30 protein-coding genes and 2 tRNA genes are annotated in these 26,580 nt (G+C 57.3%); 23 read left to right on the top strand and 9 right to left on the bottom strand.

What is annotated here, in order from left to right; all coding sequences use genetic code 11:
• Positions 1 to 105: 105 nt before the first annotated feature.
• The 3 genes from AC2FFP_RS03225 to AC2FFP_RS03215 form a co-directional block, all read right to left on the bottom strand.
• Positions 106 to 345 (bottom strand): hypothetical protein, encoded by a 240-nt coding sequence (locus tag AC2FFP_RS03225; RefSeq protein WP_496768832.1) that lies wholly within the window; start codon positions 343 to 345, stop codon positions 106 to 108.
• Between the two features lie 59 nt (positions 346 to 404).
• Positions 405 to 1,559 carry an aromatic ring-hydroxylating oxygenase subunit alpha gene (locus AC2FFP_RS03220; protein WP_496768830.1) on the bottom strand — a complete coding sequence of 385 codons (1,155 nt, stop codon included), beginning with the start codon at positions 1,557 to 1,559 and terminating at the stop codon, positions 405 to 407.
• A 99-nt stretch (positions 1,560 to 1,658) separates the two neighbouring features.
• Complete coding sequence (locus AC2FFP_RS03215; protein ID WP_496880703.1) at positions 1,659 to 2,564, bottom strand: LysR substrate-binding domain-containing protein; 906 nt, start codon at positions 2,562 to 2,564, stop codon at positions 1,659 to 1,661.
• 556 nt (positions 2,565 to 3,120) lie between these two features.
• On the opposite strand from AC2FFP_RS03215, the gene AC2FFP_RS03210 reads away from it, so the two are divergent.
• The 5 genes from AC2FFP_RS03210 to AC2FFP_RS03190 all read left to right on the top strand — a co-directional run bounded on the left by AC2FFP_RS03210 (position 3,121) and on the right by AC2FFP_RS03190 (position 9,305).
• Positions 3,121 to 4,947, top strand: a complete 1,827-nt coding sequence (locus AC2FFP_RS03210; protein WP_496843740.1) for a BCCT family transporter — start codon at positions 3,121 to 3,123, stop codon at positions 4,945 to 4,947.
• Positions 4,948 to 5,103: 156 nt separating this feature from the next.
• Positions 5,104 to 6,651, top strand: coding sequence for a trimethylamine methyltransferase family protein (locus AC2FFP_RS03205; RefSeq protein WP_496843739.1), 1,548 nt, complete (start codon positions 5,104 to 5,106; stop codon positions 6,649 to 6,651).
• Positions 6,652 to 6,727: 76 nt separating this feature from the next.
• On the top strand, positions 6,728 to 7,831 hold the full coding sequence (locus AC2FFP_RS03200) for a mandelate racemase/muconate lactonizing enzyme family protein (RefSeq protein WP_496768823.1): 1,104 nt from the start codon (positions 6,728 to 6,730) through the stop codon (positions 7,829 to 7,831).
• 11 nt (positions 7,832 to 7,842) lie between these two features.
• On the top strand, positions 7,843 to 8,574 hold the full coding sequence (locus AC2FFP_RS03195) for an SDR family NAD(P)-dependent oxidoreductase (RefSeq protein WP_496843738.1): 732 nt from the start codon (positions 7,843 to 7,845) through the stop codon (positions 8,572 to 8,574).
• Positions 8,571 to 9,305: an SDR family NAD(P)-dependent oxidoreductase gene (locus AC2FFP_RS03190; RefSeq protein ID WP_496740651.1), complete on the top strand. Its 735-nt coding sequence runs from the start codon at positions 8,571 to 8,573 to the stop codon at positions 9,303 to 9,305. The genes AC2FFP_RS03195 and AC2FFP_RS03190 overlap by 4 nt, the downstream gene beginning before the upstream one ends.
• Positions 9,306 to 9,309: 4 nt before the next feature.
• Here the strand turns inward: AC2FFP_RS03190 and AC2FFP_RS03185 are convergent, their stop codons facing one another.
• From AC2FFP_RS03185 to AC2FFP_RS03170, 4 genes are read right to left on the bottom strand one after another with little or no spacing between them, the layout of a single operon-like run.
• Complete coding sequence (locus tag AC2FFP_RS03185) at positions 9,310 to 10,650, bottom strand: NAD(P)/FAD-dependent oxidoreductase (protein ID WP_496768820.1); 1,341 nt, start codon at positions 10,648 to 10,650, stop codon at positions 9,310 to 9,312.
• Positions 10,647 to 12,143, bottom strand: a complete 1,497-nt coding sequence (locus tag AC2FFP_RS03180) for an aldehyde dehydrogenase (RefSeq protein WP_496880702.1) — start codon at positions 12,141 to 12,143, stop codon at positions 10,647 to 10,649. Before AC2FFP_RS03180 ends, AC2FFP_RS03185 begins: the two co-directional genes overlap by 4 nt.
• Before the next feature lie 3 nt (positions 12,144 to 12,146).
• Positions 12,147 to 13,064, bottom strand: a complete 918-nt coding sequence (locus tag AC2FFP_RS03175; protein WP_496740646.1) for a dihydrodipicolinate synthase family protein — start codon at positions 13,062 to 13,064, stop codon at positions 12,147 to 12,149.
• A gap of 7 nt (positions 13,065 to 13,071) precedes the next feature.
• On the bottom strand, positions 13,072 to 13,782 hold the full coding sequence (locus tag AC2FFP_RS03170) for a GntR family transcriptional regulator (protein WP_109310760.1): 711 nt from the start codon (positions 13,780 to 13,782) through the stop codon (positions 13,072 to 13,074).
• A 137-nt stretch (positions 13,783 to 13,919) separates the two neighbouring features.
• Between AC2FFP_RS03170 and AC2FFP_RS03165 the strand changes: the two genes are divergently transcribed.
• Together AC2FFP_RS03165 and AC2FFP_RS03160 are read left to right on the top strand one after the other, a co-directional pair.
• On the top strand, positions 13,920 to 14,870 hold the full coding sequence (locus tag AC2FFP_RS03165) for a GlxA family transcriptional regulator (protein ID WP_108862113.1): 951 nt from the start codon (positions 13,920 to 13,922) through the stop codon (positions 14,868 to 14,870).
• 385 nt (positions 14,871 to 15,255) lie between these two features.
• Positions 15,256 to 15,759, top strand: coding sequence for a hypothetical protein (locus AC2FFP_RS03160; RefSeq protein ID WP_496768814.1), 504 nt, complete (start codon positions 15,256 to 15,258; stop codon positions 15,757 to 15,759).
• 160 nt (positions 15,760 to 15,919) lie between these two features.
• Here the strand turns inward: AC2FFP_RS03160 and AC2FFP_RS03155 are convergent.
• A tRNA-Thr gene (locus tag AC2FFP_RS03155) sits at positions 15,920 to 15,994 on the bottom strand.
• An 83-nt stretch (positions 15,995 to 16,077) separates the two neighbouring features.
• Between AC2FFP_RS03155 and AC2FFP_RS03150 the strand changes: the two genes are divergently transcribed.
• The 10 genes from AC2FFP_RS03150 (at position 16,078) to AC2FFP_RS03105 (ending at position 22,784) form a co-directional block, all read left to right on the top strand.
• Positions 16,078 to 16,233, top strand: coding sequence for a hypothetical protein (locus AC2FFP_RS03150; RefSeq protein WP_496725483.1), 156 nt, complete (start codon positions 16,078 to 16,080; stop codon positions 16,231 to 16,233).
• Positions 16,234 to 16,239: 6 nt separating this feature from the next.
• Positions 16,240 to 17,508 carry a UDP-N-acetylglucosamine 1-carboxyvinyltransferase gene (gene murA / locus AC2FFP_RS03145; protein WP_496880701.1) on the top strand — a complete coding sequence of 423 codons (1,269 nt, stop codon included), beginning with the start codon at positions 16,240 to 16,242 and terminating at the stop codon, positions 17,506 to 17,508.
• Positions 17,505 to 17,981, top strand: a complete 477-nt coding sequence (locus AC2FFP_RS03140; protein ID WP_496880700.1) for a DUF2948 family protein — start codon at positions 17,505 to 17,507, stop codon at positions 17,979 to 17,981. Before murA ends, AC2FFP_RS03140 begins: the two co-directional genes overlap by 4 nt.
• A 43-nt stretch (positions 17,982 to 18,024) precedes the next feature.
• Positions 18,025 to 18,492, top strand: coding sequence for a GNAT family N-acetyltransferase (locus AC2FFP_RS03135; RefSeq protein WP_496780587.1), 468 nt, complete (start codon positions 18,025 to 18,027; stop codon positions 18,490 to 18,492).
• Between the two features lie 60 nt (positions 18,493 to 18,552).
• Positions 18,553 to 19,854: a histidinol dehydrogenase gene (gene hisD, locus AC2FFP_RS03130; protein ID WP_496741274.1), complete on the top strand. Its 1,302-nt coding sequence runs from the start codon at positions 18,553 to 18,555 to the stop codon at positions 19,852 to 19,854.
• 124 nt (positions 19,855 to 19,978) lie between these two features.
• On the top strand, positions 19,979 to 20,776 hold the full coding sequence (locus AC2FFP_RS03125) for a hypothetical protein (RefSeq protein WP_496780589.1): 798 nt from the start codon (positions 19,979 to 19,981) through the stop codon (positions 20,774 to 20,776).
• Positions 20,777 to 20,861: 85 nt separating this feature from the next.
• The gene (locus AC2FFP_RS03120) at positions 20,862 to 21,341 is read left to right on the top strand and encodes a UPF0262 family protein (protein WP_496696377.1); all 480 of its coding nucleotides are present in this window, start codon (positions 20,862 to 20,864) and stop codon (positions 21,339 to 21,341) included.
• A gap of 3 nt (positions 21,342 to 21,344) precedes the next feature.
• The gene (locus AC2FFP_RS03115; RefSeq protein ID WP_058275393.1) at positions 21,345 to 21,797 is read left to right on the top strand and encodes an arsenate-mycothiol transferase ArsC; all 453 of its coding nucleotides are present in this window, start codon (positions 21,345 to 21,347) and stop codon (positions 21,795 to 21,797) included.
• Positions 21,798 to 21,799: 2 nt separating this feature from the next.
• On the top strand, positions 21,800 to 22,198 hold the full coding sequence (locus AC2FFP_RS03110; protein WP_496725489.1) for a ketosteroid isomerase-related protein: 399 nt from the start codon (positions 21,800 to 21,802) through the stop codon (positions 22,196 to 22,198).
• The gene (locus AC2FFP_RS03105; protein WP_496843733.1) at positions 22,191 to 22,784 is read left to right on the top strand and encodes a GNAT family N-acetyltransferase; all 594 of its coding nucleotides are present in this window, start codon (positions 22,191 to 22,193) and stop codon (positions 22,782 to 22,784) included. The genes AC2FFP_RS03110 and AC2FFP_RS03105 overlap by 8 nt, the downstream gene beginning before the upstream one ends.
• Positions 22,785 to 22,840: 56 nt before the next feature.
• Here the strand turns inward: AC2FFP_RS03105 and AC2FFP_RS03100 are convergent, their stop codons facing one another.
• Positions 22,841 to 23,053: a dodecin gene (locus AC2FFP_RS03100; RefSeq protein ID WP_496880699.1), complete on the bottom strand. Its 213-nt coding sequence runs from the start codon at positions 23,051 to 23,053 to the stop codon at positions 22,841 to 22,843.
• A gap of 368 nt (positions 23,054 to 23,421) precedes the next feature.
• Here AC2FFP_RS03100 and AC2FFP_RS03095 point away from each other — a divergent pair, with 368 nt between their 5' ends.
• From AC2FFP_RS03095 to AC2FFP_RS03070, 6 genes are all read left to right on the top strand, one after another.
• On the top strand, positions 23,422 to 24,297 hold the full coding sequence (locus tag AC2FFP_RS03095; RefSeq protein WP_496843730.1) for a carbon-nitrogen hydrolase family protein: 876 nt from the start codon (positions 23,422 to 23,424) through the stop codon (positions 24,295 to 24,297).
• A gap of 91 nt (positions 24,298 to 24,388) precedes the next feature.
• Positions 24,389 to 24,607, top strand: coding sequence for a translation initiation factor IF-1 (infA, locus tag AC2FFP_RS03090; protein WP_005978431.1), 219 nt, complete (start codon positions 24,389 to 24,391; stop codon positions 24,605 to 24,607).
• Positions 24,608 to 24,618: 11 nt separating this feature from the next.
• Positions 24,619 to 25,197: a Maf family protein gene (locus AC2FFP_RS03085; protein ID WP_496843728.1), complete on the top strand. Its 579-nt coding sequence runs from the start codon at positions 24,619 to 24,621 to the stop codon at positions 25,195 to 25,197.
• Positions 25,194 to 26,216, top strand: coding sequence for a ribonuclease E/G (locus AC2FFP_RS03080; RefSeq protein WP_496880698.1), 1,023 nt, complete (start codon positions 25,194 to 25,196; stop codon positions 26,214 to 26,216). Before AC2FFP_RS03085 ends, AC2FFP_RS03080 begins: the two co-directional genes overlap by 4 nt.
• Complete coding sequence (locus AC2FFP_RS03075) at positions 26,213 to 26,395, top strand: DNA gyrase inhibitor YacG (protein ID WP_058275399.1); 183 nt, start codon at positions 26,213 to 26,215, stop codon at positions 26,393 to 26,395. Before AC2FFP_RS03080 ends, AC2FFP_RS03075 begins: the two co-directional genes overlap by 4 nt.
• A 79-nt stretch (positions 26,396 to 26,474) precedes the next feature.
• Positions 26,475 to 26,549, top strand: a tRNA-Phe gene (locus tag AC2FFP_RS03070).
• The last annotated feature ends 31 nt before the right edge of the window (positions 26,550 to 26,580 follow it).

The raw sequence follows: 26,580 nt of genomic DNA, 5'->3' as shown, positions 1-26,580 counted from the left end.
TGCCGTATCAAAGTTGGTCCCGCCGCCATGTGTCATCATCGTAATGGCATCGGCAACGGACATAAATTTCAAGTTGGGTTGAGTGAGTTTAATCTGAGGCTAAACTCAGAAATCCAGCTTATGCGCCCGGCCATATGCGACCAGCCGTTGGTTCAGCGCATCAGCTTCGGGCGCGCCGGATTCCAGCGCGAAAATGAAGGCATGTGTCAGGTAGAAACAGGCGGCGTCGATGTCCCGCGCCGTTTCGCGCTCATCCGCGGCCAGCGTATAGTACCGGATCAGGTCGGCAGGATCGTTGCGATCATGAGCGTCCAGCAGAAGTCGATCCAGTTCCTGTTTGTCCATAGGTGTCCCTATTTGTCGTCGACCGGCCAACTTCTGACTGGCTGGCCGATCCGATAAGGTTAGCCTGCGCGGCCGTTTTCAACTTGCGTCGCGACCCAATGGTGGAAGTTATGCGTCGGCCCGTCCATCGCAGGCGAAAACCGTCCGCCGTCGAACAACATCCCATGTCTGCCTTTCTGCATGCCTTCGACGACAAAGACATCCTCTTCGAACACGGTTTTCCACAGCTGCGCGTTTGAGGCGCGCAGCCCGTCATGTTGGGGCGTGTCTTCAACGCTTTTTGCGTAGTATAATTCGATGTGTTCCACCGTGTTTTCCTGATCGACCGGCTCCAACACGATAGCGAATGCATGGTCGCGCTGAACGCCCAACAGAACGTTCGGGTACAGCGCTATGTACTCTGCGCCTTCGTCCCATTTGTCGCTTAGCCCATCGAAGTCCGGGAACGTTGCGCCGTCCTGATCTGTAAGTTGGCGGTAAACCAGGGTCCCTTGGCCCGAATACTGACCGCGCTCTTCGATGTTGTAGTGATCCTCCAGCCGCGAATAACTGTTCAAACCGGGATGCACCCATGGCAGGTGATAGCTTTCGCAATAGTTCTCGACCGCCAGCTTCCAGTTGGTCTTGACCTCAAGCTTGAATGAGGACGTTTCACCGCCGTGGAAGACGGGTTTCTCAAATTCCTTCCAACGTTCCAGCAGGGGGCCGTGGACCTCTTCAAACTCAGGCGCATTGCCATCGACATTCACAAAGATCACATCCCGCCAGACATAGGAGCGTACGCGAACAAGGCCCAGGTCTTCGCGCTTGACGTCCTCGTGCTTGTTCTGGCCGGGGCCACCAACATGTGGAGTTGCGCGCAGCTCGCCTTTCAGACTGTAGCACCAGCTGTGATAGGGGCAGCGGATTGCGCCGCCGATTTTGCGCGGCGTGTCTACCAGAATCATCCCGCGGTGGCGGCAGGTGTTTTGGAAAACGCCAACCTCGCCGTCTTTGTCCCGGACAATCAGCAGCGGCATGCCCAGAAAATCGACTGGTTTTGCATCGCCTTCTTCCGGAACATCCTTGCCGAAGCCGATCCCGGACCAGTTGGCATACAGCACAGAACGCTTTTCTTCGTCAAAAACGGTCGGATCGATGTAATGTTCGTTCGGCAGGCCATTTGCGACGTTTACATCGGCCAGAACGGAAGACAGCGCGCTATGCTTGTTCATCGGGCTCTCCTGAGGTTTTGCTGGATGCTATTAATCCCTATTGGCGGATTGAACCTGTTGGTCTCAATATCAGAAAAGCTCATCAGAGAGTGATTTCACCTAAACCGAACCTTCCTGAACCTCTTGAACGATCCAGTTCTTAAGGGCGCGGGCACTTTCTGAGAGCTCTTCGTCCGGTCGCCCGACTAAATAAAACTGGTTCGGAGCGGGCACTTGATGCGTGCCAATCGGCACCAGTTTGCCTGATTGCAGCATGGGTTGGATCAGCCGCTGCCAACCCAGCGCCAGCCCCGCTCCCTTGCGTGCAAGCTGCAGCGCGACTGAATAGCTGTTGACACGGGATTCAATGGGCACTGTGCCATTGTACCCTAGCTGCTGAAACCATTCCGGCCAGGTGGTCCAGGTACGGTCTTCTGAATCCAGATGAATCAGCCGTTCAGACGTCAAATCTTCAAGACCGGCATCCGCCAGCCTCTCTGCCATCTCGGGGCTTCCAACCGGGACAAGCTGGTCGCGAAACAGCGGCGTATGTGACAGGTTCGGATCGCTGTCCCGCCCGTAGCGGATGAAAAAGTCGACGTCTGGGCGATCGCGAAAAGGTCGATCCTGTGACAGTTGATCAACATTGACTTCGGGCATGTCCCGCCAAAACCGAATGACAGCCGGAGACAACCACAAAGCAGCAACCGCTGTTGTCGATCCTACGGTCACCTTTCCGGCTGTCGATCGGTCGCGGATCATGCTCAGCGTTTTCGAGATGCGCCCGAAGGACGTGGACAGCGCCTCGTAAAGCGCCTTGCCATCCTCGGTCAGATCAACGCCGCGGTGCTTGCGCTGAAACAAGGGTGTGTCCAGATCGCCTTCCAACGCTTTGATCTGGTGGCTGACCGCACCGGGAGTGACAGACAGTTCAACGGCGGCATTCTTAAAGCTCAGGTGGCGGGCGGCGGCCTCAAAAGCTGACAAGGTTGTCAGTGGCGGCAGGTTGTAGTGGCGTCTGGACATGGAAGCTGGTGAATCGTTTTTCGGGTTAGTTTAATTTTTATCAACTCAGTTTTAGTTTTTTTGAAGGTGAAAGCTATAGCGCTTTTGATGATTTGATGTTTTTCTGGCTCAAGTTAAAGGCGGATGTCGCATTTTTCGTCAATGCGTCGGTTCTGGCCGAATTTAGAACGGAGCGCCACTATAGTCAGTTCTACCAACAAACGTTGTGTTTTTCGGGCTTTTCGAGAGAATTTTCCGGACGTCGCAAGACGGTACTGCGACACAATGATGTCCCGAACTGACAAACGGGAAAGGTCGAAAGGGGACGTGAAGGAGGCGCGAACCCATTCCCAGTTGGTAAGACCGAGTATCGCCTGATTGCACGGTGTGTTGAATTCAATGCAACTCAGAAGGCGTAAGACCATGCGGCGGTGCCGCATTTCTGAAACACAGAAACGAAACAAGAAAGAGCCGATACGTCTGCTGCAGCACCTTCCCCATCGTTCGAGGCGATTGGGCGAATTGCGTGAAATGCAGAGGCAGTTTCGCAATTGATACAGCACCACGGAGGAGCAACATGTCGATACCCGAACCCTTTACGGATCTAGAAATAGAAACGGCCGATGCCGGATTCTATGAAAACTACAGCGTCCCAATCGCCCTAATCAGTAAGGGCATCATGGTTGCCCTTGTACTGTGGGCACTTGTCTTCCCGGCCAATGCCAACAGCACACTTGGCAGCTGGAATGGAAAGTTGCTGGAAATCTTCAACAGCTTCTACGTGGTCATTGTCGGCCTGTTTGTCATCTTCCTCGTCATTGTTGCCATCCTTCCAACGACCGGAAAGCGGGTTATGGGAACAGCGGGCGAGAAACCCGAGTTTTCGAACTTTTCCTGGTTCTCGATGATGTTCGGCGCGGGTCTGGGTGTCGGCCTGATGGTTTTTGCCACCGCTGAACCTTTGGGCCTGTGGGGATCGAACCCCGAGGTCGTGGCTGGTGCAGTTGCCGGCAACGATCCAGAGTCCGTTCAATCCGCGTATCGGTACACCTTCCTGCACTATGGTTTCCATGCTTGGGCGATTTACGTGGTGACCGGCCTGTCGCTGGCCTACTACGCTTATACCCGTGACATGCCACTGACCATTCGCGCGGCTCTTACCCCGCTTTTTGGTCGTCTGATGAACGGTTTCCTCGGCCACGTCGTTGACGTTCTGGGCGTTGTTGCAACGATCCTGGGTGTGTCCGTTACGATCGGATTTGGTGTCAGCCAGTTCATCGATGGTCTGTATGCAATCACCGGCATGGAATGGATCATGGATTTTGGTGGTGAAGTACCCACGCCAAGCAAAGTTGGTCTGATCGCGGGTTTGGTTGTCATCATGGGTCTGTCGATCATTTCGGCGGTTTCCGGTGTTGGACGTGGTGTTAAGTACCTGTCGAACCTGAACCTTGTTCTGTCGATCATCCTGCTGGGCACTTTTGTGATCTTCGGCTCGTTCGTTTTCGCCATGACAACCTATGGCACAGCACTGTTTGACTACCTTCTGCACTTCCTCTCGCTGAGCTTTGGTGCATACGGTCCGTTGTCGACCGAAGCGTTTGCAGCGGCTCTGCCCGCTGAAGCGCAGGCGCATGCAGCTGATCTGGTGGGTGGCGCAACCAACGCATGGGGCAGCTTTGACGGCTTTAAGAGCGGTCTTGAAGGTTCTGCGGCTGAGCTGAGTGACGACACGCTGGCGGCTGTTTACGCCGCAGGCGAGCAAGGCCGTCAGTTTGGCTGGCAGTCGGGCTGGACCACCTTCTACTGGGCTTGGTGGATTGCGTTCTCGCCGTTTGTGGGCCTGTTCCTGGCGCGCATCTCCAAGGGTCGGTCTGTTCGTGAGTTCATTCTTGGCTGCGTACTGGCGCCGGCGCTGGTTTGCTTTGCCTGGATGACTGTTCTGGGTGGTACTGCAATTGATCTGGAATTGGCTGGTGTAGCTGAAGGCGCGATCATCGGTGCGTCGAACACCAACAAGCTGTTCGTGACGCTGTCTTACATGATCGACGGTGGGCTTCTGTCCATGCTGAACGTCATGTGCGTGATTCTGATCATGACCTTCCTGGTGACTTCTGCGGACTCAGGCATTCTGGTTATGAACACCATCATGTCCGGTGGCAGCCAGGAAACCGGCGTCAAGCACCGTATCATCTGGGGTGTTATCCTGACCGCCGTGATCGGTGCGCTGATCTTGGCCGCTGGTGAAAACAACCCGATGGACGCGTTGCGCAATGCGATGATCATCGGTGCTCTGCCCTTTACCATCGTGATGGGCCTGATGATGGTTTCGCTGACCAAGGCGCTCTATCGTGATGGTCGGCGCGACAAGCACACCGATGCTAGCACGCAGGCCGCAGAATAAGCGCAGGTCTCAATGCCAAAACAGACGCCGCCCCATGTGGGGCGGCGTTTTTCGTTCCGGGTGCCCATGTCGTTTCCTGCAAACAGATATCGCAATCAGTGAGGTGCGCCGGCGCCGAATCCGTCAGTCTGATCAGCAAGATTGGAGGATTGCCCCGTGAACATTCGTACTGCGACACGCTCGGGTGGACGCTCTGCCCGCCGCGCCCTGCGCACTGCCCCGAACTTTGAAATGCTGCCTGGCCTGACCAGAGGCATCCCCTTGTGTGAAGTGATGGATGGCGTTCAAGTCGAACGCATAGACAGTGCCTCGATGGACATTCTTGAGAACGTTGGCGTTCAGTTCCGAGACCCCATCGCGCTGGAAGATTGGAAGAAGGTCGGCGCTAAAGTCGATGGCGAGCTGGTTTACCTCGACCGCGGGTTGGTGCGCGAGTTGATCGCCACCATACCCAGCGACTTCACATATCACGCGCGGGATCCGAAAAAGAATGTGCGGCTGGGCGGTAAGCACTCGATCTTTGTGCCGATGACCGGCGCACCATTCCTGCGCGATCTGGACGACGTGCGCCGAAATCCGTTGCTGGAAGATCTGGCGATGTTCCACAAACTCAGCCACATGATGCCCGCGCTGCATTCCTCGGCCCATCACATCGTGGAACCCTATGATCACCCGATCAGCCAGCGGCATTTGCGTATCACCTATTCGTCGATGAAGTATTCCGACAAAACGTTCATGGGCATGACCACTTCGCCCAGGAACGCTGAGGATGTGATGGACATGTGTGCCATCTTGTTCGGTGACGACTTCCTTGAGGACCACCCGGTAACAACCGGCAACTGTAACGGCAACTCACCACTGGTCTGGGATGAAACCATGCTTGGTGCATTGCGGGCCTTTTGCCGTCGCAATCAACCAGTGCTCTGCTCACCCTTCGTTCTGGGGGGGGCCAACACGCCTGCATCTGTTCCGGCCACTGTGGCGCAGCTGAATGCCGAGGCGCTTAGCGCGCTGGCCTACACACAGGTCATTCGCAAGGGTGCGCCGGCGATCTATGGGCACTATCTGTCGACCGTGTCGATGAAATCCGGTGCGCCGATGGCGGGTACACCCGAGATCAGCCTGATGAATTTCATGATTGGCCAGATGGCACGGCATTATGACGTCCCTTGGCGTACTTCGAACACGTTGGGTGGGGCCAAAACCTTTGATGCTCAGGCCGGATATGAATCTGCCACCACCTTGCAGGCAGTCATGCATGCGGGTGCCAACTACATCTGGCACTCGGCCGGATGGAATGAGGCCGGGATGCACTGTTCCGTGGCCAAGTTCATCGTCGACGCCGAACAATGTGCGATGGCGTACCGCATGGCCGAGGGGCCAAAGTGGCACGATTTCGATCAAGCCCTCGCAGCGGTTCCGGATGTTGGGCCCGGTGGTCATTATCTTGGTCACCCCCATACACAGGACAATTTCCAGAGTGCGTTCTTCATGCCCGAGCTGTTCGACAACAACTCGATCGAACAATGGCAGGCAGAAGGCAGCATTGAAATCACCGCGCGCGCCCTGAACCGCGCACGCGCGTTGCTGGCCGAGTATGAAGAACCCAAACTCGATGAGGCGAAAAACGAGGCCCTGCTGGACTACATCGCCCGACGTGAGCGTGAAATCCCGGCCGCTGATGAGCTGAACCAAAGTTACTGAAGTTAATCCCCCGTTTTCCACCCGCCCGGCCAGTTGGGCGGGTTTGTCCCTTCAATAGCTGTACGGAACACAAGTCGTGAAAATCGCTGAAATTCACATCTATAGCCACGATCTGCCTGTCAAAAACGGCCCCTACACAATGGCCAATGCCGAGATCTGGGCGCTAGACACCACATTGGTCAAACTGGTGGCCGACAACGGGTTGGTCGGATGGGGCGAGACCTGCCCGGTTGGCCCCACCTATGCCGAGGCCCACGCCGCTGGTGCGCGTGCCGCTCTGGCCCAAATGGCAAATGGGTTGCTAGGCGCCGAGGTTTCGCTGCTGGGGCTGCACCGTCGGATGGATGGTCTTCTAAACGGCCACAACTATGCCAAAGCGGCCATCGACATTGCAGCGCATGACCTGCTGGGCAAGCATTTTGGGGTCAGCGTATCGGAACTGCTCGGCGGTGCCGAAGTGGACAAGGTTCCGTCGTATTACGCGACTGGTGTTGGGGCGCCAGTTGACATCGCCACACTGGCAGCAGGAAAGTTGGCTGAAGGTTATCCGCGACTGCAAATCAAGGTTGGCGGTCGTCCGGTTGAGGTTGACATCGAAACCATCCGCAAAGTGTGGGAGGTCATTGACGGGTCCGGAATGCGCTTGGCCGTGGACGGAAACCGAGGTTGGACAACCCGCGATGCATTGCGCGTCAGTCGCGAATGCCCGGATATCCCGTTTGTCATGGAACAACCCTGCAACACGATTGAGGACCTGCAAAAGATACGGCCACAACTTGGTCATCCGATCTACATGGACGAGAACTCCACCGATCTGAACACGGTTATCTCAGCGGTCGGCACTGGCCTGGTGGATGGGTTTGGTATGAAAGTCACACGGATTGGTGGCCTGCAGCCAATGCGCGCGTTTCGAGACCTCTGCGAGGCGCGCAATCTGCCTCAAACCTGCGACGACAGTTGGGGCGGGGACATTATCGCCGCGGCCTGCGTGCATATTGGCGCGACGGTCCGACCCGATCTGCTGGAAGGTGTTTGGCTGGCCGCGCCATACATCGAAGGCAACTACGATGCCCAGAATGGAATCAGCATAGAGGGTGGGTATATCCAAGTTCCAACCGGGCCTGGGTTGGGCGTTGTGCCCGACGAAACCCGCTTTGGCGCACCGGTCGCATCTTTCTGATGGAGCATATCATGGAGTTTGAAGGAAAATCGGCTTTGGTCACAGGCGCTGCAGGGGGGATCGGAACCTCTCTGGTGCGCCGCCTACTTGCTGCCGGCGCGCAGGTTGCCGTTGCTGACCGCCTGACTGACGGGATCGAGGCTGATGCCCATCTGCCTGGTGATCTGCTGGACGCGACCTATGCCGATGCACTTCCGCAAAGGGCAGCAGATGCGCTGGGCGGGTTGGACATTGTTGTTAACAACGCAGGTGTCATTACGCGGGGTGCCGTCACTGAAACTTCGGATCAGGATTGGTCTCTGTCTCTGGGCGTGAACGTCGAAGCCCCCTTTCGCATTTGCCGCGCTGCGATACCGATAATGGCTGCGAACGGAGGCGGGGCGATTGTGAACACCGCATCCTGTTGGGGTCTGCGTCCTGGCCCAAACCATGCAGTTTACTGCATGACCAAGGCCGCGATTGCCTCTCTGACCCAATGCATGGGGATGGACCACGCCCATCAGGGCATTCGCATCAACGCGGTTTGCCCGAACGAGGTGAACACGCCTATGTTGCGATCCGGTTTTGCCAAGCGTGGCTTCGACCCGGACACAGCTGTCGCCAAGCTGGGGCAGACTGTTCCCTTGGGGCGAATTGCGGAACCCGAAGACATAGCTGATGTGATCCTGTTTTTGGCCTCGGATGCGTCGCGGTATGTGTGCGGTGCGTTGCTGGAAGTGAATGGAGGCAAGCCGGTATCATGACCCGATTTAATGGCAAAACCGCCCTTGTCACCGGCGGACGCAGCGGGATCGGTCGGGCCATTGCTGATCGACTGCGTCAGGACGGGGCGCAGGTGTTTACCGCACAACGCGGGCAAGATCCCAGGTTCGAAGGGATCGAGGCAGATTTTGGTGATCCGAGCAGCCCGCAATCTGTGGTAAATCAAGTCGTTGAACGGGCAGGGCGTCTGGATATCCTCGTCAACAACGCGGGCATGATGCAGGAAGCCCTTGTCGAAGACACGAGCCTGGAGGACTGGCAGCGCAACCTGACAGTCAACCTGACGGCTCCTTTTTTGCTGATCAAGGCGGCGCTGCCTCATTTGCGGCAGACGCAAGGAAACATCGTCAATATCGGCTCGATCGAAGGGTTAGGCAGTAATCCGGGCCATGCGGCCTATTGTGCGACCAAGGCCGGGTTGCACGGCTTGACCCGTGCCGTCGCCGTGGATCACGGGACGGAGGGGGTCCGCTGCAACGCGGTGGCGCCCGGCTGGATCGACACTGAACTGAACATGGGTTTCATCGACGCTCAGCCGGACCCGGATGCATTTCGCCGCGACATTGGCCGCATCCATCCCGTCGCCCGGACTGGCCGACCAGAGGAGGTCGCGGCAGTGGTGGCGTTTCTTGCGTCTGAAGAGGCCAGCTTTGTCACCGGTCAGATTTACACGGTGGATGGGGGTCGTATGTCCAAGCTCAGCCTGCCCTGACAGGTCATTCCTTGCCGGAACGCCACTCTTTCCAAATCAGATAGCTATTTGCACCCAAAGATGCGAACGGCTCGGGTGGTAGGCGCGGCGGCATCGGTTGGGCCAGGAAATGATTTGCAATGTCCGATCCGCCCTGCGTGACCAATTCCGCCGCTGCCATGCCCTGCAATGTCCCTCGGGCAATTCCCAAACCGTTCTGACAACAGGCCGAGAAGACGCCCTTGTCCAACTCTCCGAACGCCGCTGATCCGTTTCGGCTAAGGCAAAGCATTCCAGCCCAACGATGCTCCATTCGTACATCGGGCAGATGCGGAAACCGTTCACGAAACTTGCGGTCATGCACCCACCCTGCATTGCGCAGGCGCATGGGGCTGGTCTCGATCGTCGGGTGGAAGGTCGAGCAGGTGCGGACCAGCAGTCGATCCCCATAACTGCCCGAGACGCGCCGGACCGACGTGCCCATCGGATCGGCTGGGGTGACGGCCCAGCGGGGCTGGCCTCCCAATGTCTTGATCTGTTCAGGCGTCAATCGCTCGGTGATCGACGCGTAAAGGCAGATGTGCATCAGTCGGCGTTCGTAGAAGCCAAAACTCTCCAGATGGCCGTTATTGGCCAGAATGATACGGCCCGTCGAAACCTGCGCTTCAGGTGTTTTCACCCGCCATCCCGCGCCTTGTTTTTCAAAGCCGGTAACGGGAGAGTTTTCGAACAGATCAACCTGTGACGACAGGTGAGAGGACAGAGCCCGAATGTAACCGGCGGGCTGGATCATCACCGTGCCGGGCGCATAAAGGCCCGAGGAATAGTGCGGACTACCCGTGATCTCTTGCATCTGTTGGCGGTCATAAAGCGTGTAAGGTTCGCCCAACCGGTCCAGATGCGCGGCGAATTCGCGGTTGTGCCTGTCCCCGACTCGTGTGGCAGCGGCGTTGAACTTGCCACATGGATCGAACATTTCCTGCGGCAGGTTGCATTCATCTGCCACGTTCGTTGCAAATCTTATTGCGCGGCGGTTTAGGGCTATGGTTGCGCGGTCAGCTTCCAGCCCGTCTCCGGCGTAATTGTCCGAGGCCAGATCATGGGGCAGATCGATCATGAAGCCCGAATTGCGGCCAGCGGAACCTTCGGCAAAACGACCGGCCTCTAGCAGAACAACCTTGAGCGCTGGGTCAACCTGATGCAGCCGGCGCGCAGCGCTCAGCCCGGCAAACCCGCCACCGACAATTGTGACGTCGGCAGAGATGTTCTGTTCAAGTCGGGGGAGCGATGTTTGGGGCGGCAGAATGGCGTTCCACCCCGCCGGCCCAGTCTGTCGTGGCAGCCGTTTTGCAGTATAGGCCGTCAATCGATCGCCTCGTCCGCATCATCGGCCAGATCAATCCAGATGGTTTTCAACTGGGTGTACTGGTCGTGGGCGTGGACCGAGTTGTCGCGGCCACCAAAACCGGATTGTTTGTAGCCGCCGAAGGGGGTGGTGATGTCACCCTCGCCAAAGCTGTTCACCGTCACGGTTCCGGCGCGGATCGCCCGCGCGCCGCGGATGGCTCGCTTGGCGTTAGCCGTAAAGATCGAAGCACACAGGCCATAGTCGGTGTCATTGGCAATCTTGATGGCCTCGTCAAAGCCAGACACTTCGATCACCGACAGAACGGGACCAAAGATCTCTTCGCGCGCCAGAGTGCTGTGATTGCCGGGCACTTCGACCACGGTCGCTTCGACAAAACCCTTGTTGGCATTGCCACCAATCACCACGTTTTCGGCTTGCTCTAAGTAGCCGCAGACCTTGTTGTAGTGGCCTTCGCTGACCAACGCACCCATTCGGGTTTCCGGGTCCAGCGGATCACCGATGTTCCACTGCTTCGCGTGATGGGCGATCCGCTCTAGCAACTCGGCCTTTACGTCCTTGTGCACGATCAGACGGGACGAGGCGGAACAGTTCTCACCCATGTTCCAGAACGCGCCATTCACGACATGGGCCGCCACGCGGTCAAGGTTCTCGGCGTCATCCATCACGATGGCCGGGTTCTTGCCGCCCATCTCCAACACAACCTCCTTGGCGTTGCTTTCCGCCGAATAGGTCAGGAACCGTTTGCCAGTGACGGTCGAGCCGGTGAAAGAGACCATGTCGATATCCATGTGTCGACCAATCGGCTCACCGACATCAGCACCGCCGCCCGGAACGATGTTCAGAACGCCGCGCGGCAGGCCCGCCTCCATCGCCAGTTCCGCGAGGCGCAGGGCGGTCAGCGTGGTTTCGGTTGCCGGTTTCACCACAACCGAGCAGCCCGCCGCCAAGGCAGGCCCGATCTTCCACGCCAGCATCAGCAGCGGGAAGTTCCACGGCAGCACCAACCCCACAACTCCGATGGGTTCGCGAACCACCATGGCGATGTGGTCGTCGCTGGCGGGCGAGACCTGATCATAGATTTTGTCGATCGCCTCGGCATGCCATTTCAGGCAGTGGATCGTTTCGGGGATATCCACGGTTTCGCAGTCATAAATGGTCTTGCCGCTGTCGATACTCTCCATCACTGCCAATTCACGGGCATTGCGAGTCATCAACTTGGCCAGTCGGATCAGTATGTCCTTGCGATCCGAGGGGTGCATTCTGGACCAGCGTCCATCGTCAAACGCCTCGCGCGCTTTTTCGACGGCAAAATCCACATCCGCCGCGTCGCAAGCGGTAATATCGGCCAGATTCTCACCTGTAGCGGGGTTCACCGTCTCAAAAGTATTGCCCGAGATAGCCGGGCGGTAAGCACCGTCGATGAAGGCCCCGGTGGGCAAGGTCAGGCCCGCAGCGATGGATTTGTATTCGTCCTGTGTCAGCAATTCCATGCCTTAGCCCTCCGCCACGATATCTGCGATTGTTTTCTTCAGCACGCGCGTCACCTGTTCCAATGCGCGTTTGTCATCCTTGTTCAGCCCCTTTAGCGGGGGCCGCATCGCGCCTGCGTCGATCCCGTTCATGGTGACGCCATGCTTGATGGTCTGGATGAACTTGCCGCCCTGTTCCAGCACCCGCATCAACGGCATCATGGCGGACATGATGCGGCGGCCCTTGGCGAAGTTCCTTTCGACAACGCAGGCTTGATATAGTGCTACATGTTCGGCTGGCAGGAAGTTCGACCCACCGCAGACCCAGAACGGTGCGCCCCAGGCGAAGAATTCCAGCGCCTGATCATCCATGCCGCAGCCAAGCTGGATATGCGGGTAATCCCTCGCCAACAAATGCACCCGGTTGATATCCCCCGAGCTTTCCTTGATGCCGCAGAAGTTTCGGCTGCGCCCCACGCGGTCAAGGAATTCTTCCCCCATCATCGTACCGGTGCGGTGCGGGTAGTTGTACAACATCACCGGCAAGTCAGCGGCCTTGTCGATGGCCAGCGCGTTCAGGGCGTTTTCCCGATCGGTCGGCACCGAATAGGGTGGGCTGGCCAGCAGGATCGCGTCCGCGCCAATCTCACGCGCGCCCGAGGCCAGCGCGATGGAATCCGGCGTCAGCATCGCGCCGGTTCCGACAACCAGAGGCAACCGGCCTTTCAACTGCTTATGCGTGAACGACGCCAGTTCCAGTCGTTCTTCGACAGTCTGGGCATAGTTCTCACCCGTTGACCCGCCCGATATCAGCCCGTGCACACTATTCTCTATCAGGTATTCGATCACGTGGGACAGGGCATCCCAGTTCACGCCGCCATCTTGGTGATAGGGCGTGACCACCGGGGTATAGATCCCCTCAAATCTAAAAATCGGGTTCATTCCGTCCTCATGCAGGTTTCGAAAGGGGCGGGATACCCATCGGGATATCCAGCGCAGCAGGCATCACGAACAGTTCGATTTGGTCGCGTGACAGGTTCCAGTGATCCTCGGCCAGCTGCGCAGCAGCCGCCTCATCGCCCGCCTCGATGGCGGCGATGATGGCGTCATGCTGGCGACTTGCCTCGGACAGGTTCTCGGTCTTGTGCGCGGATTGGGGTCTATAGAAGGTCATCCCGATCCGGGCATGGTCGATCAGCAACCGGTTGAATGATGGCCGCAAGTAGACATTGCCTGACATCTCTCCGGTCACATCATGAAAGCGGTTATTGGCCAGCGCCCGATCTTCGGCGGATCCGGATTGCAACGCAGCCTTGAACGCCTGTTGCGCGTCTTTCAGGTCGTTGATCTGAGTTCGTGTGGCGTTCTGCGCGGCAAGTCGCAAAACCGCGCCATAGACCATGGGTGCAGCCAGAAAGAAGTCACGCAGGGTGGTATAAGACATCTCAGACACCCGGGCACTGCGGTTGGTACGCAAGTCCAGATAGCCTTCGCCCGCCAGTTGCCGGAACACTTCGCGCAACGGTGTCCGGGACAAGCCGAAAGCGTCGGACAGATGCGCTTCGTCCAGATCTGTGCCTGGTTGCAGGCGCAGCGTCAGGATCGACACTTTCAGGTGCTCCATCAACTCGGCCTTTCGGGATTTGGCGTCGTCTTTCATCCGTTCCTCCAACAGTCGCTGCGCGAATCGTGCCGGCTATTTCGTTCATTCTCTGTATTCCAATAAAATACAAGTTGTATACAGAAAAGAATCGTGCAGCATAGGCCGTCGACCACGTCAAACTGAATCGGACGTCTATGCGCCAACCCCGCCACATCACTTTCATCCTGATCGAGGAATTCTCGCATCTCGCCTTTTCCTGCGCGGTCGAACCGCTGCGCATTGCCAACCTCGTCAGCGGTCAAGATCTGTATGAGTGGTCTTTTGTATCCGAACACAGCAAGCAGGCCGTTTGTTCCAACGGGTCGGTGACTTTGGTTCATGGGGGACTGGACGCGCTGCCAAAGACCGACCAACTGTTCGTGCTGTCAGGTATTCATATGCGCAACCATGTCTCGCGCCCTTTGCTAGCAACCCTTCGGCGCGAGCGGGCGAGAGGTACGGCCATCGGCGCTTTGTGTTCGGGCGCGTGGTTGCTTGCCGAGGCAGGATTTCTGGACGGGATGCAGGCCGCCATTCACTGGGAGTACCACGATGCCTTTATGGAGGCCTTTCCCGAGGTGAATCTGGTGCGCAGTGTCTTTGTCGCCGATGAAAAGCACATTACTGCCTCGGGTGGCACGGCGACCGCCGACCTGATGTTGCACCTGATTGAAAGGGACCACGGCGAAGAGTTGTCCATCGCGGTTGCTGACCAGATGGTCTACAACGCCGTGCGCAATGCCACGGCCAAACAGCGCGTGTCCCTTCAATCGCGCAACGGGATGCGTAACGCGCATCTCGCCAAGGCAATTCATATCATGCAGGACTGCATCGAGGCACCGGTTTCCCCATCTGATATTGCCGGGGATCTGGGGATTTCAACGCGCCAGTTGGAACGGCTGTTCGGTAAATACCTCAACACGTCGCCCAAGAAGTACTTTATGGAGCTTCGGCTGGAGCGCGCGCAGAAGCTGCTATTGCAGACCGAAGCGTCTGTCACCGAGGTGGCCATGGCCTGCGGATTCGAAAATCCGGGACATTTTTCGCGCGTGTACCGGTCGAGTTTTGGTGTGACGCCACATGCCCAAAAGAACAAGATAGACTAAGTGATAAGGACGGGGGGAGCGTCTCTGTCCTAAGGCGAGCCTGGCTGAACAGGCGCTCACCCCCTGATCCTGCTTCGTACCCCCTCGTTAAAACTTTACTGGTAAACTGGTCAGCAGGATTGAGTATTCATACATATCGAAGTGGGCATAACTATTACAAGATCGTGTCAGATATGTGTGCTTTTTGTTTAAAACATTAACGTTTGCGGTGTTCACCAGTTGACCAAATGGCTCAAAACAGGCCAACTTATAGAGTGAAATGTATAGACAGACTCTGAAGTTGGCCAAAAAAGACGACAAATCGGGAAATTCTGACCGCAATTCCCATGCCGGCGATGCCGTCAGATTTTATATCTTCATCACAAATTGACGGTGGAGGATATCAATGCACTTGGAAATCGGTAAATCTGACTCCCGCTTCGCCAACGGCGCGGTTTCTCGTGCCAGTCGCGAGCGTCAGATTTGCGATGCGGCCAAATTGGCCGAAGCTGCCTTTTCCGAACTGACCGCTGTTGCGGACCGCGCGCCGGATATGGCGGCGTCCAACGGTCAGGTTTTTCAGGTGTTCCGTTGGTATTTCTTGTCGGCTTATTGCACGCGACTGCTGACCAACGCTGCCCATCGGCTAGAACGTCAGACTTTACAGGTCTCGATGGACGTGTTCAGCGCAGTTCGAATGGCCCTGCCGGAGTCCGAGGTTGAGGTTTCCATGGCCTTGGCTCGCGACAAGGCGACAACTCTGGCCGCTGCGCGCACGAACAAAATAGGATGCCGCGGACATTCTGCGGGCTGGATCGCCGCAAAGATAAAACAGCAAGGCCGGAACATCCCGTCTGAGATCAAAAGCTCACTAGCTGGTGCATTGTCGGCGTCGGAACGGCGCATTTGACGCATTCAACGGTACTGTCGCAAACTGGGTGATTTCTAATACGGGCTTTCGGGCGTGAACCGCACAGCCCTGGTTCCGGGCATTTGTGGCGCAACTGGCGCGACAACCAGATTCCGCATTCATAACAAAGCAGCGCTTGCGTTTAGCAGTGGAGATTAGATGGTGCTGCTGGAGAGAATTGAACTCTCGACCTCTCCCTTACCAAGGGAGTGCTCTACCTCTGAGCTACAGCAGCGCTGTGGGCGGGTGATTAGACTCAAACGAAACGCGGCGCAAGGGTGTCTGGACGGTTTTTTTCGTCTCCTGTAGAGAAAGACAATGGCAGACAAAAATTCACCTAAAAAAGACGGTAAATCCGGGGACGCGCGCGAAGAACGGCTTAAGGCCGCGCTCAAGGCAAATATGGCGCGGCGCAAAGCGCAGGCCAAGGCACGAGCGGCTTCCGGAGACAAGGCCGGCAAGGACGAGGGATAAGAGCAGATGGATTCGATTTTGGTAACGGGCAACGGGCCGCTGAACGGTCAGATACCGATTGCGGGGGCCAAGAACGCTTGTCTGACGCTGATGCCCGCAACGTTGCTCAGCGAAGAACCGCTGACGTTGACCAATGCGCCACGGCTGAGTGACATCAAGACAATGACTGCGCTGTTGCAATCGCTGGGGGCCGAAGTGTCCTCGTTGCAGGATGGGCAGGTGCTGGCGATGTCCAGCCATGACCTGACCAGTCAGACGGCGGATTATGAGATCGTGCGCAAGATGCGGGCGTCCAATCTGGTGCTGGGTCCGTTGCTGGCGCGTTTCGGGCAGGCCGTCGTGTCGCTGCCGGGGGGGTGTGCCATCGGCGCGCGTCCGATGGATCTGCACGTCGAAGGACTTGAAGCGCTGGGCGCGGATATTGAACTGAAAGACGGTTACTTGCACGCCAAAGCCCCCGGAGGGTTGAAAGGCGCGGTGCATGAAATGCGCTTTGCCTCGGTGGGCGCGACCGAGAACATCGTCATGGCTGCGACGCTGGCCAAAGGCACGACCGTTCTGAAGAACGCTGCACGAGAACCTGAGATCGTCGATCTAGTAGAATGTCTGCGCAAGATGGGTGCACAGATTTCGGGTGAGGGGACCTCGACCATCGAGATTCAGGGCGTAGATCGGCTGCATGGTGCAACACATCAGGTGGTGACCGACCGGATTGAACTGGGCACCTATATGCTGGCCCCGGCCATGTGCGGCGGCGAGGTTGAGCTGTTGGGAGGTCGTATGGCTTTGGTCGATTCTTTCGCGGCGAAGCTGGATGCGGCAGGCGTGCATGTCGAAGAAACCCCAAAAGGCCTGAAGGTTGCCCGTAAGAACGGCCGTGTTAACGCTGTGGACGTTGTGACCGAGCCGTTTCCCGGTTTCCCGACGGATTTGCAGGCGCAGATGATGGCGCTGATGTGCACGGCCGAAGGTACCTCAGTTCTGGAAGAACGTATCTTTGAGAACCGCTTTATGCATGCCCCGGAATTGGTGCGCATGGGCGCGAATATTGAAGTGCACGGTGGCACGGCGACCGTGACCGGAGTTGAACGCCTAAAAGGCGCGCCCGTAATGGCGACGGATTTGCGGGCCTCGGTGTCGTTGATTCTGGCCGGTATGGCGGCCGAAGGGGAAACGACAGTCAGTCGGGTCTATCATCTGGACCGCGGATATGAACATGTGGTGCGTAAGCTGGAAGGCGTGGGCGCAAAGATTGAACGGATCAAAGGCCAATGACAGATGCAAGTTTTGAAGACGGACGCGAAGCCCCACTGAATCTGGGGGCCGAGGACGCCGATGACCTTCAGGTGATTTCGACCCTGGCGCAGGATGCGGTTTTCCCAATCACCGAGATGACGTGGCGGCCCTCTGAACGTCGCTTTGGCCTGTTGCTGAACCGGTTCCGCTGGGAAGACAAAGATGCCGCCGCCCGCCGCGACCGCCCGTTTGAACGGGTGCAGTCGGTTCTGGTTTTCGATTCAGTGCTTTCTGTGGCGAGCCAAGGGGTCGAACGCGGCGACAAGGAAATGGTGATGTCCCTGCTGTCGATTGATTTCGAAGCGGGCGAAGACGGCACCGGGCAGATCATGCTAACACTGGCCGGAGATGGTACGATCCGCTTGTCGGTCGAGGCGCTGGATGTCACCCTCAAGGACGTGACCCGGCCGTATCAGGCCCCTTCCGGTCAGGCACCGCACCATCCGGAATAAGCGCGGCATAGCGCAGGCATTCCCCGGACCCCCACAGGGTCTGGTGCTGCGCCGTGCGACCGTTTTCGACGTGTTCGATCTGAGCCGTGTTCTGGTCCGGTCAATTACCGAGCTTTGCAAGGCGGACCATCAGGATGATCCTAAGGTGATCGCACAATGGGTCGCAAACAAAGATCCGGAGACGATCAGAGGCTGGATCAGGAACGGGGCACAAATCTGGCTCGCCGAGAATAACGGGCAGCCTGCTGCAGTCGGTGGGCTGACCGAAGCCGGAGAAGTCACGCTTTTGTATATCGATCCAGGTCACATTGGTTGCGGTATTGGCGGTGCTTTGTTGAAGACGCTTGAGCGGGAACTAATCGCTCTTGGCTGTACCGAGGGGCAGCTTGAAGCCACCCAAACGGCACAGGGTTTCTATGCGCGGCACGGCTGGGAAGCCACCGGAGGATGCAGTCAGCGCAATGACGTGCCCTGTCTGAGTATGCGCAAATCGCTGCACCTACAGGACTGAGGGTTGAGGCCGGCCCATCTGGGCGGTATGTCCCGATCAAACGCTCCGGAGTGCCAGAACATGCCTGTTTTCCTCGACACGACGTCGTCTGAATTCGAGACCGCCTTCAAAACACTATTGTCCGCCAAGCGCGAGGACAGCCCGGATGTGGACGCCGTTGTCGCTGAGATTATCGATGACGTGCGGAAACGCGGCGATGCGGCGGTGATCGAACTGACCGCCAAGTTTGACCGGCTGGAGCTGACCCCCGAAACATTGGCCTTCAGCGCTGAACAGATCACTGAGGCTGTGGATCAGGTCTCGGCCGAAGATCGGGCCGCGCTGGAATTGGCTGCCGACCGTATCCGGACCTATCACGAAAGGCAGATGCCTGAGGATCACGCGTGGACCGATGAAGCAGGCGCAACGCTGGGGTGGCGCTGGTCTGCAGTGTCGGCTGCTGGTCTTTATGTGCCCGGCGGGCTGGCATCTTATCCGTCATCAGTGCTGATGAACGCAATCCCGGCCAAGGTTGCGGGAGTCGAGCGTTTGGCCATCGCGGTGCCAACGCCGGACGGGCAGGTGAACCCGCTGGTCCTGCTGGCGGCGCAGCTTTCCGGTGTGGATACAGTCTATCGTGTAGGCGGTGCACAGGCGATTGCCGCACTGGCCTATGGCACCGACAGTATCGCGCCCGTCGACAAGATCACCGGGCCGGGCAACGCCTTTGTCGCCGCCGCCAAGCGCCGCGTTTTTGGAAAGGTTGGCATAGACATGATTGCCGGCCCGTCCGAGATTCTGGTGATTGCCGACAAGGACAACGACCCCGACTGGATCGCGTTGGATCTGCTTAGCCAAGCAGAACATGACGAAAGCGCGCAGTCGATTCTGATTACAGATGACGCCGGGTTTGGGCAGGCTGTCGTCAAAGCCGTCGATAAACGCCTTGAAACCCTGCAACGCCGCGCAATCGCGGGGGCCAGCTGGCGTGATTTCGGCGCGATCATCACCGTGCGTGATTTGGACGAGGCGGCGGCATTGTCGAACCGCATCGCGCCCGAACACCTTGAGTTGTGCGTGGCCGACCCGGTCGCGCTGAGCGCCAAGACTGTCCACGCTGGCGCTATCTTCCTGGGCCAGTACACGCCCGAGGCCATTGGAGACTATGTTGGCGGCCCCAACCACGTGCTGCCGACGGCCCGTTCGGCCCGCTTCTCCTCCGGTCTCAGCGTGATGGATTTTCTCAAGCGCACCACACTCAGCCAAATGACACCAGAAGCCCTGCGTGCAATCGGACCAGCAGCTGAGCAACTGGCACAATCCGAAAGCCTTGAGGCGCATGGGCTGTCTGTCACGGCGCGACTGAAGCGTCTGAATGGCTGAAGGTTTATGGCTATGGGGTCACACCTGCTGTGAACCTGCATTGGTTCTCATGGATTGGGCTTGAAACATATGGGTGTTCAACGGCGCCCTAGCCGCAAGACGACCCGGCACAAAGGAGCCAGACTTGGAACGCGTGGCAACACTCTGGATCGGCAAACGGTTTAGTTTTCTAGAGCATTTGTGCCTGAAATCCTTCGCGGATGTGGACCAGAAGCCGATCGTCTACCACTATGGCGACCTCGAGGATATTCCGGATTACATCGAGGCGCGTGACGCACGTGAAGTATTTGATACGTCCGAGATTTACCGCGACCCGATCACCCGATCCGTTGCCGTTCATGCGGATCTGTTCCGCCTGAAGCTTATGCAGGATACCGACTATATCTGGGTGGATGCCGATGCCTACGCGAACAGACCGTTCGAGACCAAACAGGGTTACTTGTTTCCTAAGGCGAATATGAAACGTCGGCGTATGATGAATGGTGTTGTTGCCTTGCCAAGCGACAGCCTGGCATTGAAAAAAATGTGTGATTTTGCTTTTGCCAGCGACCTTGTTCCGCCCTGGTGGGCAGAGGATCGGCGAAAGAGCTACATCGACATATTCGGCAGATCAACTGTCTGGAGTTTGCCGCTTTCGACCTTTGGGCCACCTTTGTTCTTTCACTACATTTATAACACGCCGGAACATGATATGTGTTCTGCCCGCGCCGAGCTTTACGCGATTCCTCTTAGGTACAGAAAGCACTGGAACGATCCGGATATGTCGGCGCTCGAGTTTCTGGACTGGCAGAACAAAATGTCCGTGCATTTCTTTGGATCTTGGTTTCGGAAGATTTTTCAGGGTCGTGAAATCGCCAAGGGCTCGCTTGTCGACACCCTGCTGCGGAAGCACGGAATCGACCCTTCGGATCACCCGTTGTAGCGAGTTTGTCAGGAAATGGTCTGTGTGCGTTGCCCATTTAATTTTGTTGCTATAAGTCTGTCCCGACCTGAACGGACCACGCCTTATGACTCGTATCTCGCACATCGAACTTGACGACCGAAACCTGCCTCCGCCGACCCCCGAGATTGAGCAGGAGCGTAAGGTTGCGATCTATGATTTGCTGGAAGAAAACAGCTTTGCGCTGCCGGTGCGCGATGACCGTGTCACGCCTGATGGACCATACCGTGTGCAGCTGTCGATCCGCGATAAGCGGCTGGTCTTTGACATAGCCACCGAGGCCGAGGAAAAGGCAGCTGAGTTTCACCTGTCGCTGGGGCCGTTCCGGCAAGTGGTCAAAGATTATTTTCAGATCTGCGAAAGCTATTTCAACGCGGTAAAAACCCTGCCGCCCAGCCAGATCGAAACCATCGACATGGCCCGTCGCGGCATCCACAACGAAGGCAGCCGCGTCTTGCAGGAGCGACTTGAAGGTAAGGCCGACATAGATACCGATACCGCGCGTCGCCTTTTCACGCTGATCTGCGTGCTGCATTTCGGGGGCTGACGCGTGAAGCCTTTACCGCAGTCGGTCCTGTTTTGTTGCGACCATAACGCGGTTCGGTCCCCTATGGCCGAAGGGCTCATGAAAAAGTTCTATGGTACGGGCACTTATGTGCAGTCCGCCGGTGTGCGAAATGACCTTGAGATTGACGGATTTTGCATTGCTGTCTGTCAGGAAGTCGGCGTTGAACTGTCCCGCCATCGGTCCCGCTCGTTTGATGAGATGCAGGAATGGGGTGACGACCTCAGCTCGTTCGACTTGATCGTTGCGTTGTCTCCAGCCAGTCAGCGCCAGGCTCTGGAATTGACGCGCATTTTTCACTTGGATGTCGATTATTGGCCAATAATGGACCCTACCGGACTGGGCGAAAGCCGCGCAGACAAGTTAATTCACTACCGACAGACCCGCGACCAGATCATTCAGCATCTCAAAGGTCGCTGGGGCGAACCTACGGAGTGACCATGAACCAGACCGTCAAAACCTATTTCGACGCTTTCAATGCCGGTGACGTCGACGGCATGCTGGCTTGCCTGTCAGATGACGTGGCGCATCACGTGAACGAAGGCCAGATCCGCACTGGCAAGGAAAAATTTGCAGCCTTCTGCGCCCATATGAACCGCTGCTACAAGGAACACCTGACGGACATCGTGGTGTTTGAGGCCGAAGGCGGCACCCGCGCTTCGGCCGAGTTCACTGTGAACGGCACCTATCTGCAAACGGATGAGGGTTTGCCCGAAGCCCACGGCCAGACCTATCGCTTGCCCGCTGGGTCGTTCTTTGACTTGAAAGACGGCAAGATCACCCGCGTTACCACGTTCTACAACCTCGCTGACTGGACAAAGCAGGTTTCGAATGGCTGAGGTTACAGCTGTCCGCCCCCTGACTGGCGCGGCGCTGACAAATGCTTTGGACGATGTGGCGCGTTTGCGGATTCTAGTGTTTCGGGCATGGCCGTATCTGTATGACGGCGACATCGATTACGAGCGGAAGTACCTGCAATCTTACCGTGACAGCGACAAAGCGGTCGTTGTTGGAGCGTTCGATGGTGACCGCCTGATAGGCACTTCAACCGGTGCCCCTCTGACCGATCACGCTGATGATTTCGCCGCCGCCTTTGAAGGCTCGGGCCTGGACCTGACCGACATCTTCTACTGCGCCGAATCTGTCCTTTTGCCGGACTATCGGGGGCAGGGGGTTGGGCATAAGTTTTTTGACCTTCGCGAGGCACACGCGCGCAAGCTGGGCTACAGAAAATGCGCCTTTTGCAGTGTACAGCGCGCCCCAGACCACCCCATGCGGCCCAAAAATTATCGCCCCTTGGATACCTTCTGGCGCGCGCGGGGATATGAGCCGCTGCCCGGTGTGATCGCGCAGTTTTCGTGGAAGGATGTTGGCGAAGAGGGCGAGACAGCAAAGCGACTGCAGTTTTGGATGCGGGATCTGTAGATAGTTTTCGTCTGCTCTGCGGACAAATCGGTCTTTTGCTGTTCTTGTGCCTTGTCTTAGTCGAGCCTGAACCCGATTTTCATAGCGACCTGGAAGTGACCAACTTCGCCATCCGTTATGTGACCTCGGATATCCGAAACTTCGAACCAATCAAGGTTTTTAACTGTCTCAGCCGCCTTTGAGATACCCGACCTGATAGCTGCATCAACAGATTCCGTTGACGTGCCGACGACATCGACTTTCTTGTAGGTTGCATTCGTCACTTTCATTCTCCCTAAGCTGAACTGGATTATTGGGTGCGTGTTTGATGGCCCCTCGGAACCGACCCTCAGGCTCTCTCATCATTGCCAAGACATCAACTGAATCTGTCTCTTGCAGACTGACAGATGGTTGCATGCTGACATACCAGCACTTTAAAATGAATTGTGTGCTGGTTCACCGGTCAACAATGACGGTTTCGTTGGCCGCTCATTTCCGACAAGAGCAAGGTTTGGCAGTCATTCATGCATCCTGCGGCATTTGACAGTTCGGGGTCATAGCGGAAATGGTCACTCAAAACCCAAGGTGTCAGGATGGGGCTATACAGCCCGCGAACTCACACTTAAATTCGCCCGAGTTTGGACCGCAAGGAAAGCCCATGAAAGTCGCTACTGCCGCCTATAACCTCGATTGGCTCGACAGTTGGGCGCAATATGAGGACAAGCTCGACCGTTGGGTCTCAGACGCCGCGAGGCAGGGGGCGGAACTGCTGGTTTTCCCCGAATACGGCGCGATGGAACTGTCGGCACTCGATGGAACCGAGGTGGCGGGTGATCTGGAGCGTTCGATCCATGCAGTCTCGGATCGGATGGAGGATGTGCAAAACCTGCACCAGCGCCTCGCACAGGAGTACAAGGCGTACATTCTGGGCGCATCGGCCCCGGTTGTGGATGGCCCCGGTCGACCTGTGAACCGGGCAGCACTTTATGCCCCAGATGGCAAACAGGACCACCAGGACAAACAGATCATGACCCGGTTCGAACGCGAGTCGTGGGATATCGCCCCTGGCGGCCCATTGAAACTGTTCGATACGGCGCTGGGCAAGATCGGGGTGTTGATCTGTTATGATAGCGAGTTTCCGTTGCTGGGCCGTGCGCTCAGCGACGCCGACCTAATCCTTGTCCCCTCGTGTACCGAAGCGCTTTCAGGTTACTGGCGCGTTCGGATTGGTGCTATGTCAAGAGCGTTGGAAAATCAGTGCGTTACGGTTATGGCGTCATTGGTCGGGAACAACGACTGGTCCGAGGCTGTAGATATGAATACCGGAACGGGTGGCATTTTCGGCCCGCCAGACAAGGGCTTTCCGGCCACCGGCGTACTGGCCGAAGGCACACTTAACCACCCCGGTTGGACCTATGCAGACATCGATCTGTCCGCCATCGCGGAAGTGCGTGCCGACGGCCAGGTGCTGAACCGAACGCACTGGGAAGAACAAGCCCCCCGAGTCGAATCGGTCACATTATCCGCCCTTTAGGTGATTCCGCCCTTGAAATAAGCCCAAAATGGGCTCATTTAAGCGCACATCCTCGCAGATTCTGCGAGTGCAACTTAAATGTGGAGACAACATGGCCAAGGAAGATACGCTCGAATTTCCCGGTGTCGTGAAGGAACTCCTGCCTAATGCGACGTTTCGGGTCGAGCTGGAAAACGGCCATGAGATCATCGCACATACGGCAGGCAAGATGCGCAAGAACCGCATCCGTGTTCTGGCCGGCGACAAAGTTCAGGTCGAGATGACCCCCTATGATCTGACCAAGGGTCGGATCAACTACCGCTTCAAGTAACGCCTGCCGCAATGGCGTTTATCTTAGGATCGGGCAGCCCAAGGCGGCTGGACCTGTTGGCCCAGCTTGGCGTGCAGCCCGATGCCATCCGTGCACCCGACATTGATGAAACGCCGCTGAAAGGTGAGCTGCCGGTGTCCTATTGCAATCGCATTACGCGGGCAAAAGTACAGGCGGTACAGGCCGATGGCGACGATGTAACTCTTTGCGCGGATACCACGGTCGCACTGGGGCGCCGTATTCTGGGAAAACCGGAAGACGCGGGCCAGGCGGCTGAGTTTCTGCATGCTTTGTCCGGTCGACGGCACCGCGTAATCACCTCGGTCGCCGTACGGTGCGGGGACCGCGTTCTGCAACGTGATGTTGTGTCTCAGGTCAAGGTCAAACGTCTGTCAGACGTTGAAATCAACGCCTACCTGGCGACCGGAGACTGGCAGGGCAAAGCAGGCGCTTACGCCATTCAAGGCCCTGCCGGGGCTTTCATCCCGTGGATTTCTGGTTCGTTTACCGGCATCGTGGGGCTCCCCCTGTCCGAGACTGCCGCGCTTTTGCAAGGCATCGGCTATCCCCTGTATCGTGAGGTGTCATGAAGGGTCGAACCATTGTTCTGGATCACATCGAAAACCGCGAAGCTGCCGCCCTTATGGTCGACGGTCAGCTGGAAGATTTCCTGATTGCAGCTGACGCGCCCGCGCCGGGTACGATTTACCGTGCCCGTGCCGACCGACCGGTCAAAGGGCAGGGTGGCATGTTCCTGACCACACCCGACGGTCCGGCCTTTCTACGACAGATCAAAGGGCTCGCACCCGGTGCACTCATGTTGGTTCAGGTGACGGGCTATGCCGAACCCGGTAAGGCGCTGCCAGTGACCGATCGGGTTCTGTTCAAAAGCCGCTATGCGATTGTCACGCCTGATGCGCCCGGTTTGAATATCTCACGTTCCATCCACGACGAAGATGAGCGTGACCGCCTTCTTGAAATCGCTCATGAGAGCATGGAGGGCAGCAGCCATGGCCTGATCCTGCGGTCCTGTTGTGAGGGCGAAGGTGCGGCTGAAATCGCCGAAGATATCGGTGCGATGCTGGCCCATGCGGATCAGGTTTTGAACGATCCGGGAACTGAGCCCGAGCTGCTGCTGGAAGGTGACGGACCCCATGTTCTGGCCTGGCGCGACTGGACTGACCCAGCTGAGGTTGTGACACAGCCGGGCAGTTTCGAAACGCATGGCGTATTGGATGCATTGGACTTGGCGCGTGGTATTTCCGAGCCACTGCCCGGAGGCGGGTATCTATATATTCAGCCCACCCGGGCCTTGGTCGCTGTGGATGTCAACACCGGGTCCGACACGTCGATGGCAGCCGGAACCAAGGTCAATTTCGCCTGTGCCAAGGGGCTTGCCCGTGCCTTGCGCGTTCGTGGTCTTGGGGGGCAAATTACTCTGGACCTAGCACCAATGCCTAAAAAGGATCGCCGTGGGTTCGAGGCCTCTCTGCGCGCTGCGTTGAAGGCAGATTCGGTCGAAACCACGCTGGCAGGTTGGACCCCTCTTGGCCACTACGAGCTACAGCGCAAACGCGGCCGTATCCCGTTGTCGGAAGTGCTGAAATGAGCTGCCCGATCTGCGCAGAAAAGTCTGTAACCGAGTTTCGACCATTCTGTTCGAAGCGGTGTGCTGATATTGATCTGGCCAAGTGGCTGAACGGGTCCTACGCGGTTCCATCGCAGCGGGAAGAGGACGTTGAAACAGAAGTCTCCGATCCCGAACCAGAGCAACAACGTCCACATTGAAAAAATGTGAAAAAGCCTCTGGACACTGCCTGTAGCAAGTCATAGAAGGCCTCCACCCAACGGTAAACGCCGTTCCCGTGCCCGGGTAGCTCAGGGGTAGAGCAGTGGATTGAAAATCCTCGTGTCGGTGGTTCGATTCCGCCCCCGGGCACCACTTTATCTGGTAAAGTATTGGTTTCGCATCG

This window comes from Ruegeria sp. YTSC004, from assembly GCF_059609805.1.
The sequence above is the reverse complement of the archived record's forward strand: the minus strand, read 5'-3'. Positions and strand labels throughout refer to the sequence as shown.

Excerpts from the sequence above, each read along its gene's own strand:
- AC2FFP_RS03225 (WP_496768832.1), bottom strand. The coding sequence starts at position 345 with ATGGACAAACAGGAACTGGATCGACTTCTGCTGGACGCTCATGATCGC.
- AC2FFP_RS03220 (WP_496768830.1), bottom strand. The coding sequence starts at position 1,559 with ATGAACAAGCATAGCGCGCTGTCTTCCGTTCTGGCCGATGTAAACGTC.
- AC2FFP_RS03215 (WP_496880703.1), bottom strand. The coding sequence starts at position 2,564 with ATGTCCAGACGCCACTACAACCTGCCGCCACTGACAACCTTGTCAGCT.
- AC2FFP_RS03210 (WP_496843740.1), top strand. The coding sequence starts at position 3,121 with ATGTCGATACCCGAACCCTTTACGGATCTAGAAATAGAAACGGCCGAT.
- AC2FFP_RS03195 (WP_496843738.1), top strand. The coding sequence starts at position 7,843 with ATGGAGTTTGAAGGAAAATCGGCTTTGGTCACAGGCGCTGCAGGGGGG.
- AC2FFP_RS03190 (WP_496740651.1), top strand. The coding sequence starts at position 8,571 with ATGACCCGATTTAATGGCAAAACCGCCCTTGTCACCGGCGGACGCAGC.
- AC2FFP_RS03180 (WP_496880702.1), bottom strand. The coding sequence starts at position 12,143 with ATGGAATTGCTGACACAGGACGAATACAAATCCATCGCTGCGGGCCTG.
- AC2FFP_RS03175 (WP_496740646.1), bottom strand. The coding sequence starts at position 13,064 with ATGAACCCGATTTTTAGATTTGAGGGGATCTATACCCCGGTGGTCACG.
- AC2FFP_RS03170 (WP_109310760.1), bottom strand. The coding sequence starts at position 13,782 with ATGAAAGACGACGCCAAATCCCGAAAGGCCGAGTTGATGGAGCACCTG.
- AC2FFP_RS03165 (WP_108862113.1), top strand. The coding sequence starts at position 13,920 with ATGCGCCAACCCCGCCACATCACTTTCATCCTGATCGAGGAATTCTCG.
- AC2FFP_RS03160 (WP_496768814.1), top strand. The coding sequence starts at position 15,256 with ATGCACTTGGAAATCGGTAAATCTGACTCCCGCTTCGCCAACGGCGCG.
- AC2FFP_RS03150 (WP_496725483.1), top strand. The coding sequence starts at position 16,078 with ATGGCAGACAAAAATTCACCTAAAAAAGACGGTAAATCCGGGGACGCG.
- murA (WP_496880701.1), top strand. The coding sequence starts at position 16,240 with ATGGATTCGATTTTGGTAACGGGCAACGGGCCGCTGAACGGTCAGATA.
- AC2FFP_RS03140 (WP_496880700.1), top strand. The coding sequence starts at position 17,505 with ATGACAGATGCAAGTTTTGAAGACGGACGCGAAGCCCCACTGAATCTG.
- hisD (WP_496741274.1), top strand. The coding sequence starts at position 18,553 with ATGCCTGTTTTCCTCGACACGACGTCGTCTGAATTCGAGACCGCCTTC.
- AC2FFP_RS03120 (WP_496696377.1), top strand. The coding sequence starts at position 20,862 with ATGACTCGTATCTCGCACATCGAACTTGACGACCGAAACCTGCCTCCG.
- AC2FFP_RS03110 (WP_496725489.1), top strand. The coding sequence starts at position 21,800 with ATGAACCAGACCGTCAAAACCTATTTCGACGCTTTCAATGCCGGTGAC.
- AC2FFP_RS03105 (WP_496843733.1), top strand. The coding sequence starts at position 22,191 with ATGGCTGAGGTTACAGCTGTCCGCCCCCTGACTGGCGCGGCGCTGACA.
- AC2FFP_RS03100 (WP_496880699.1), bottom strand. The coding sequence starts at position 23,053 with ATGAAAGTGACGAATGCAACCTACAAGAAAGTCGATGTCGTCGGCACG.
- AC2FFP_RS03095 (WP_496843730.1), top strand. The coding sequence starts at position 23,422 with ATGAAAGTCGCTACTGCCGCCTATAACCTCGATTGGCTCGACAGTTGG.
- infA (WP_005978431.1), top strand. The coding sequence starts at position 24,389 with ATGGCCAAGGAAGATACGCTCGAATTTCCCGGTGTCGTGAAGGAACTC.
- AC2FFP_RS03085 (WP_496843728.1), top strand. The coding sequence starts at position 24,619 with ATGGCGTTTATCTTAGGATCGGGCAGCCCAAGGCGGCTGGACCTGTTG.
- AC2FFP_RS03080 (WP_496880698.1), top strand. The coding sequence starts at position 25,194 with ATGAAGGGTCGAACCATTGTTCTGGATCACATCGAAAACCGCGAAGCT.
- AC2FFP_RS03075 (WP_058275399.1), top strand. The coding sequence starts at position 26,213 with ATGAGCTGCCCGATCTGCGCAGAAAAGTCTGTAACCGAGTTTCGACCA.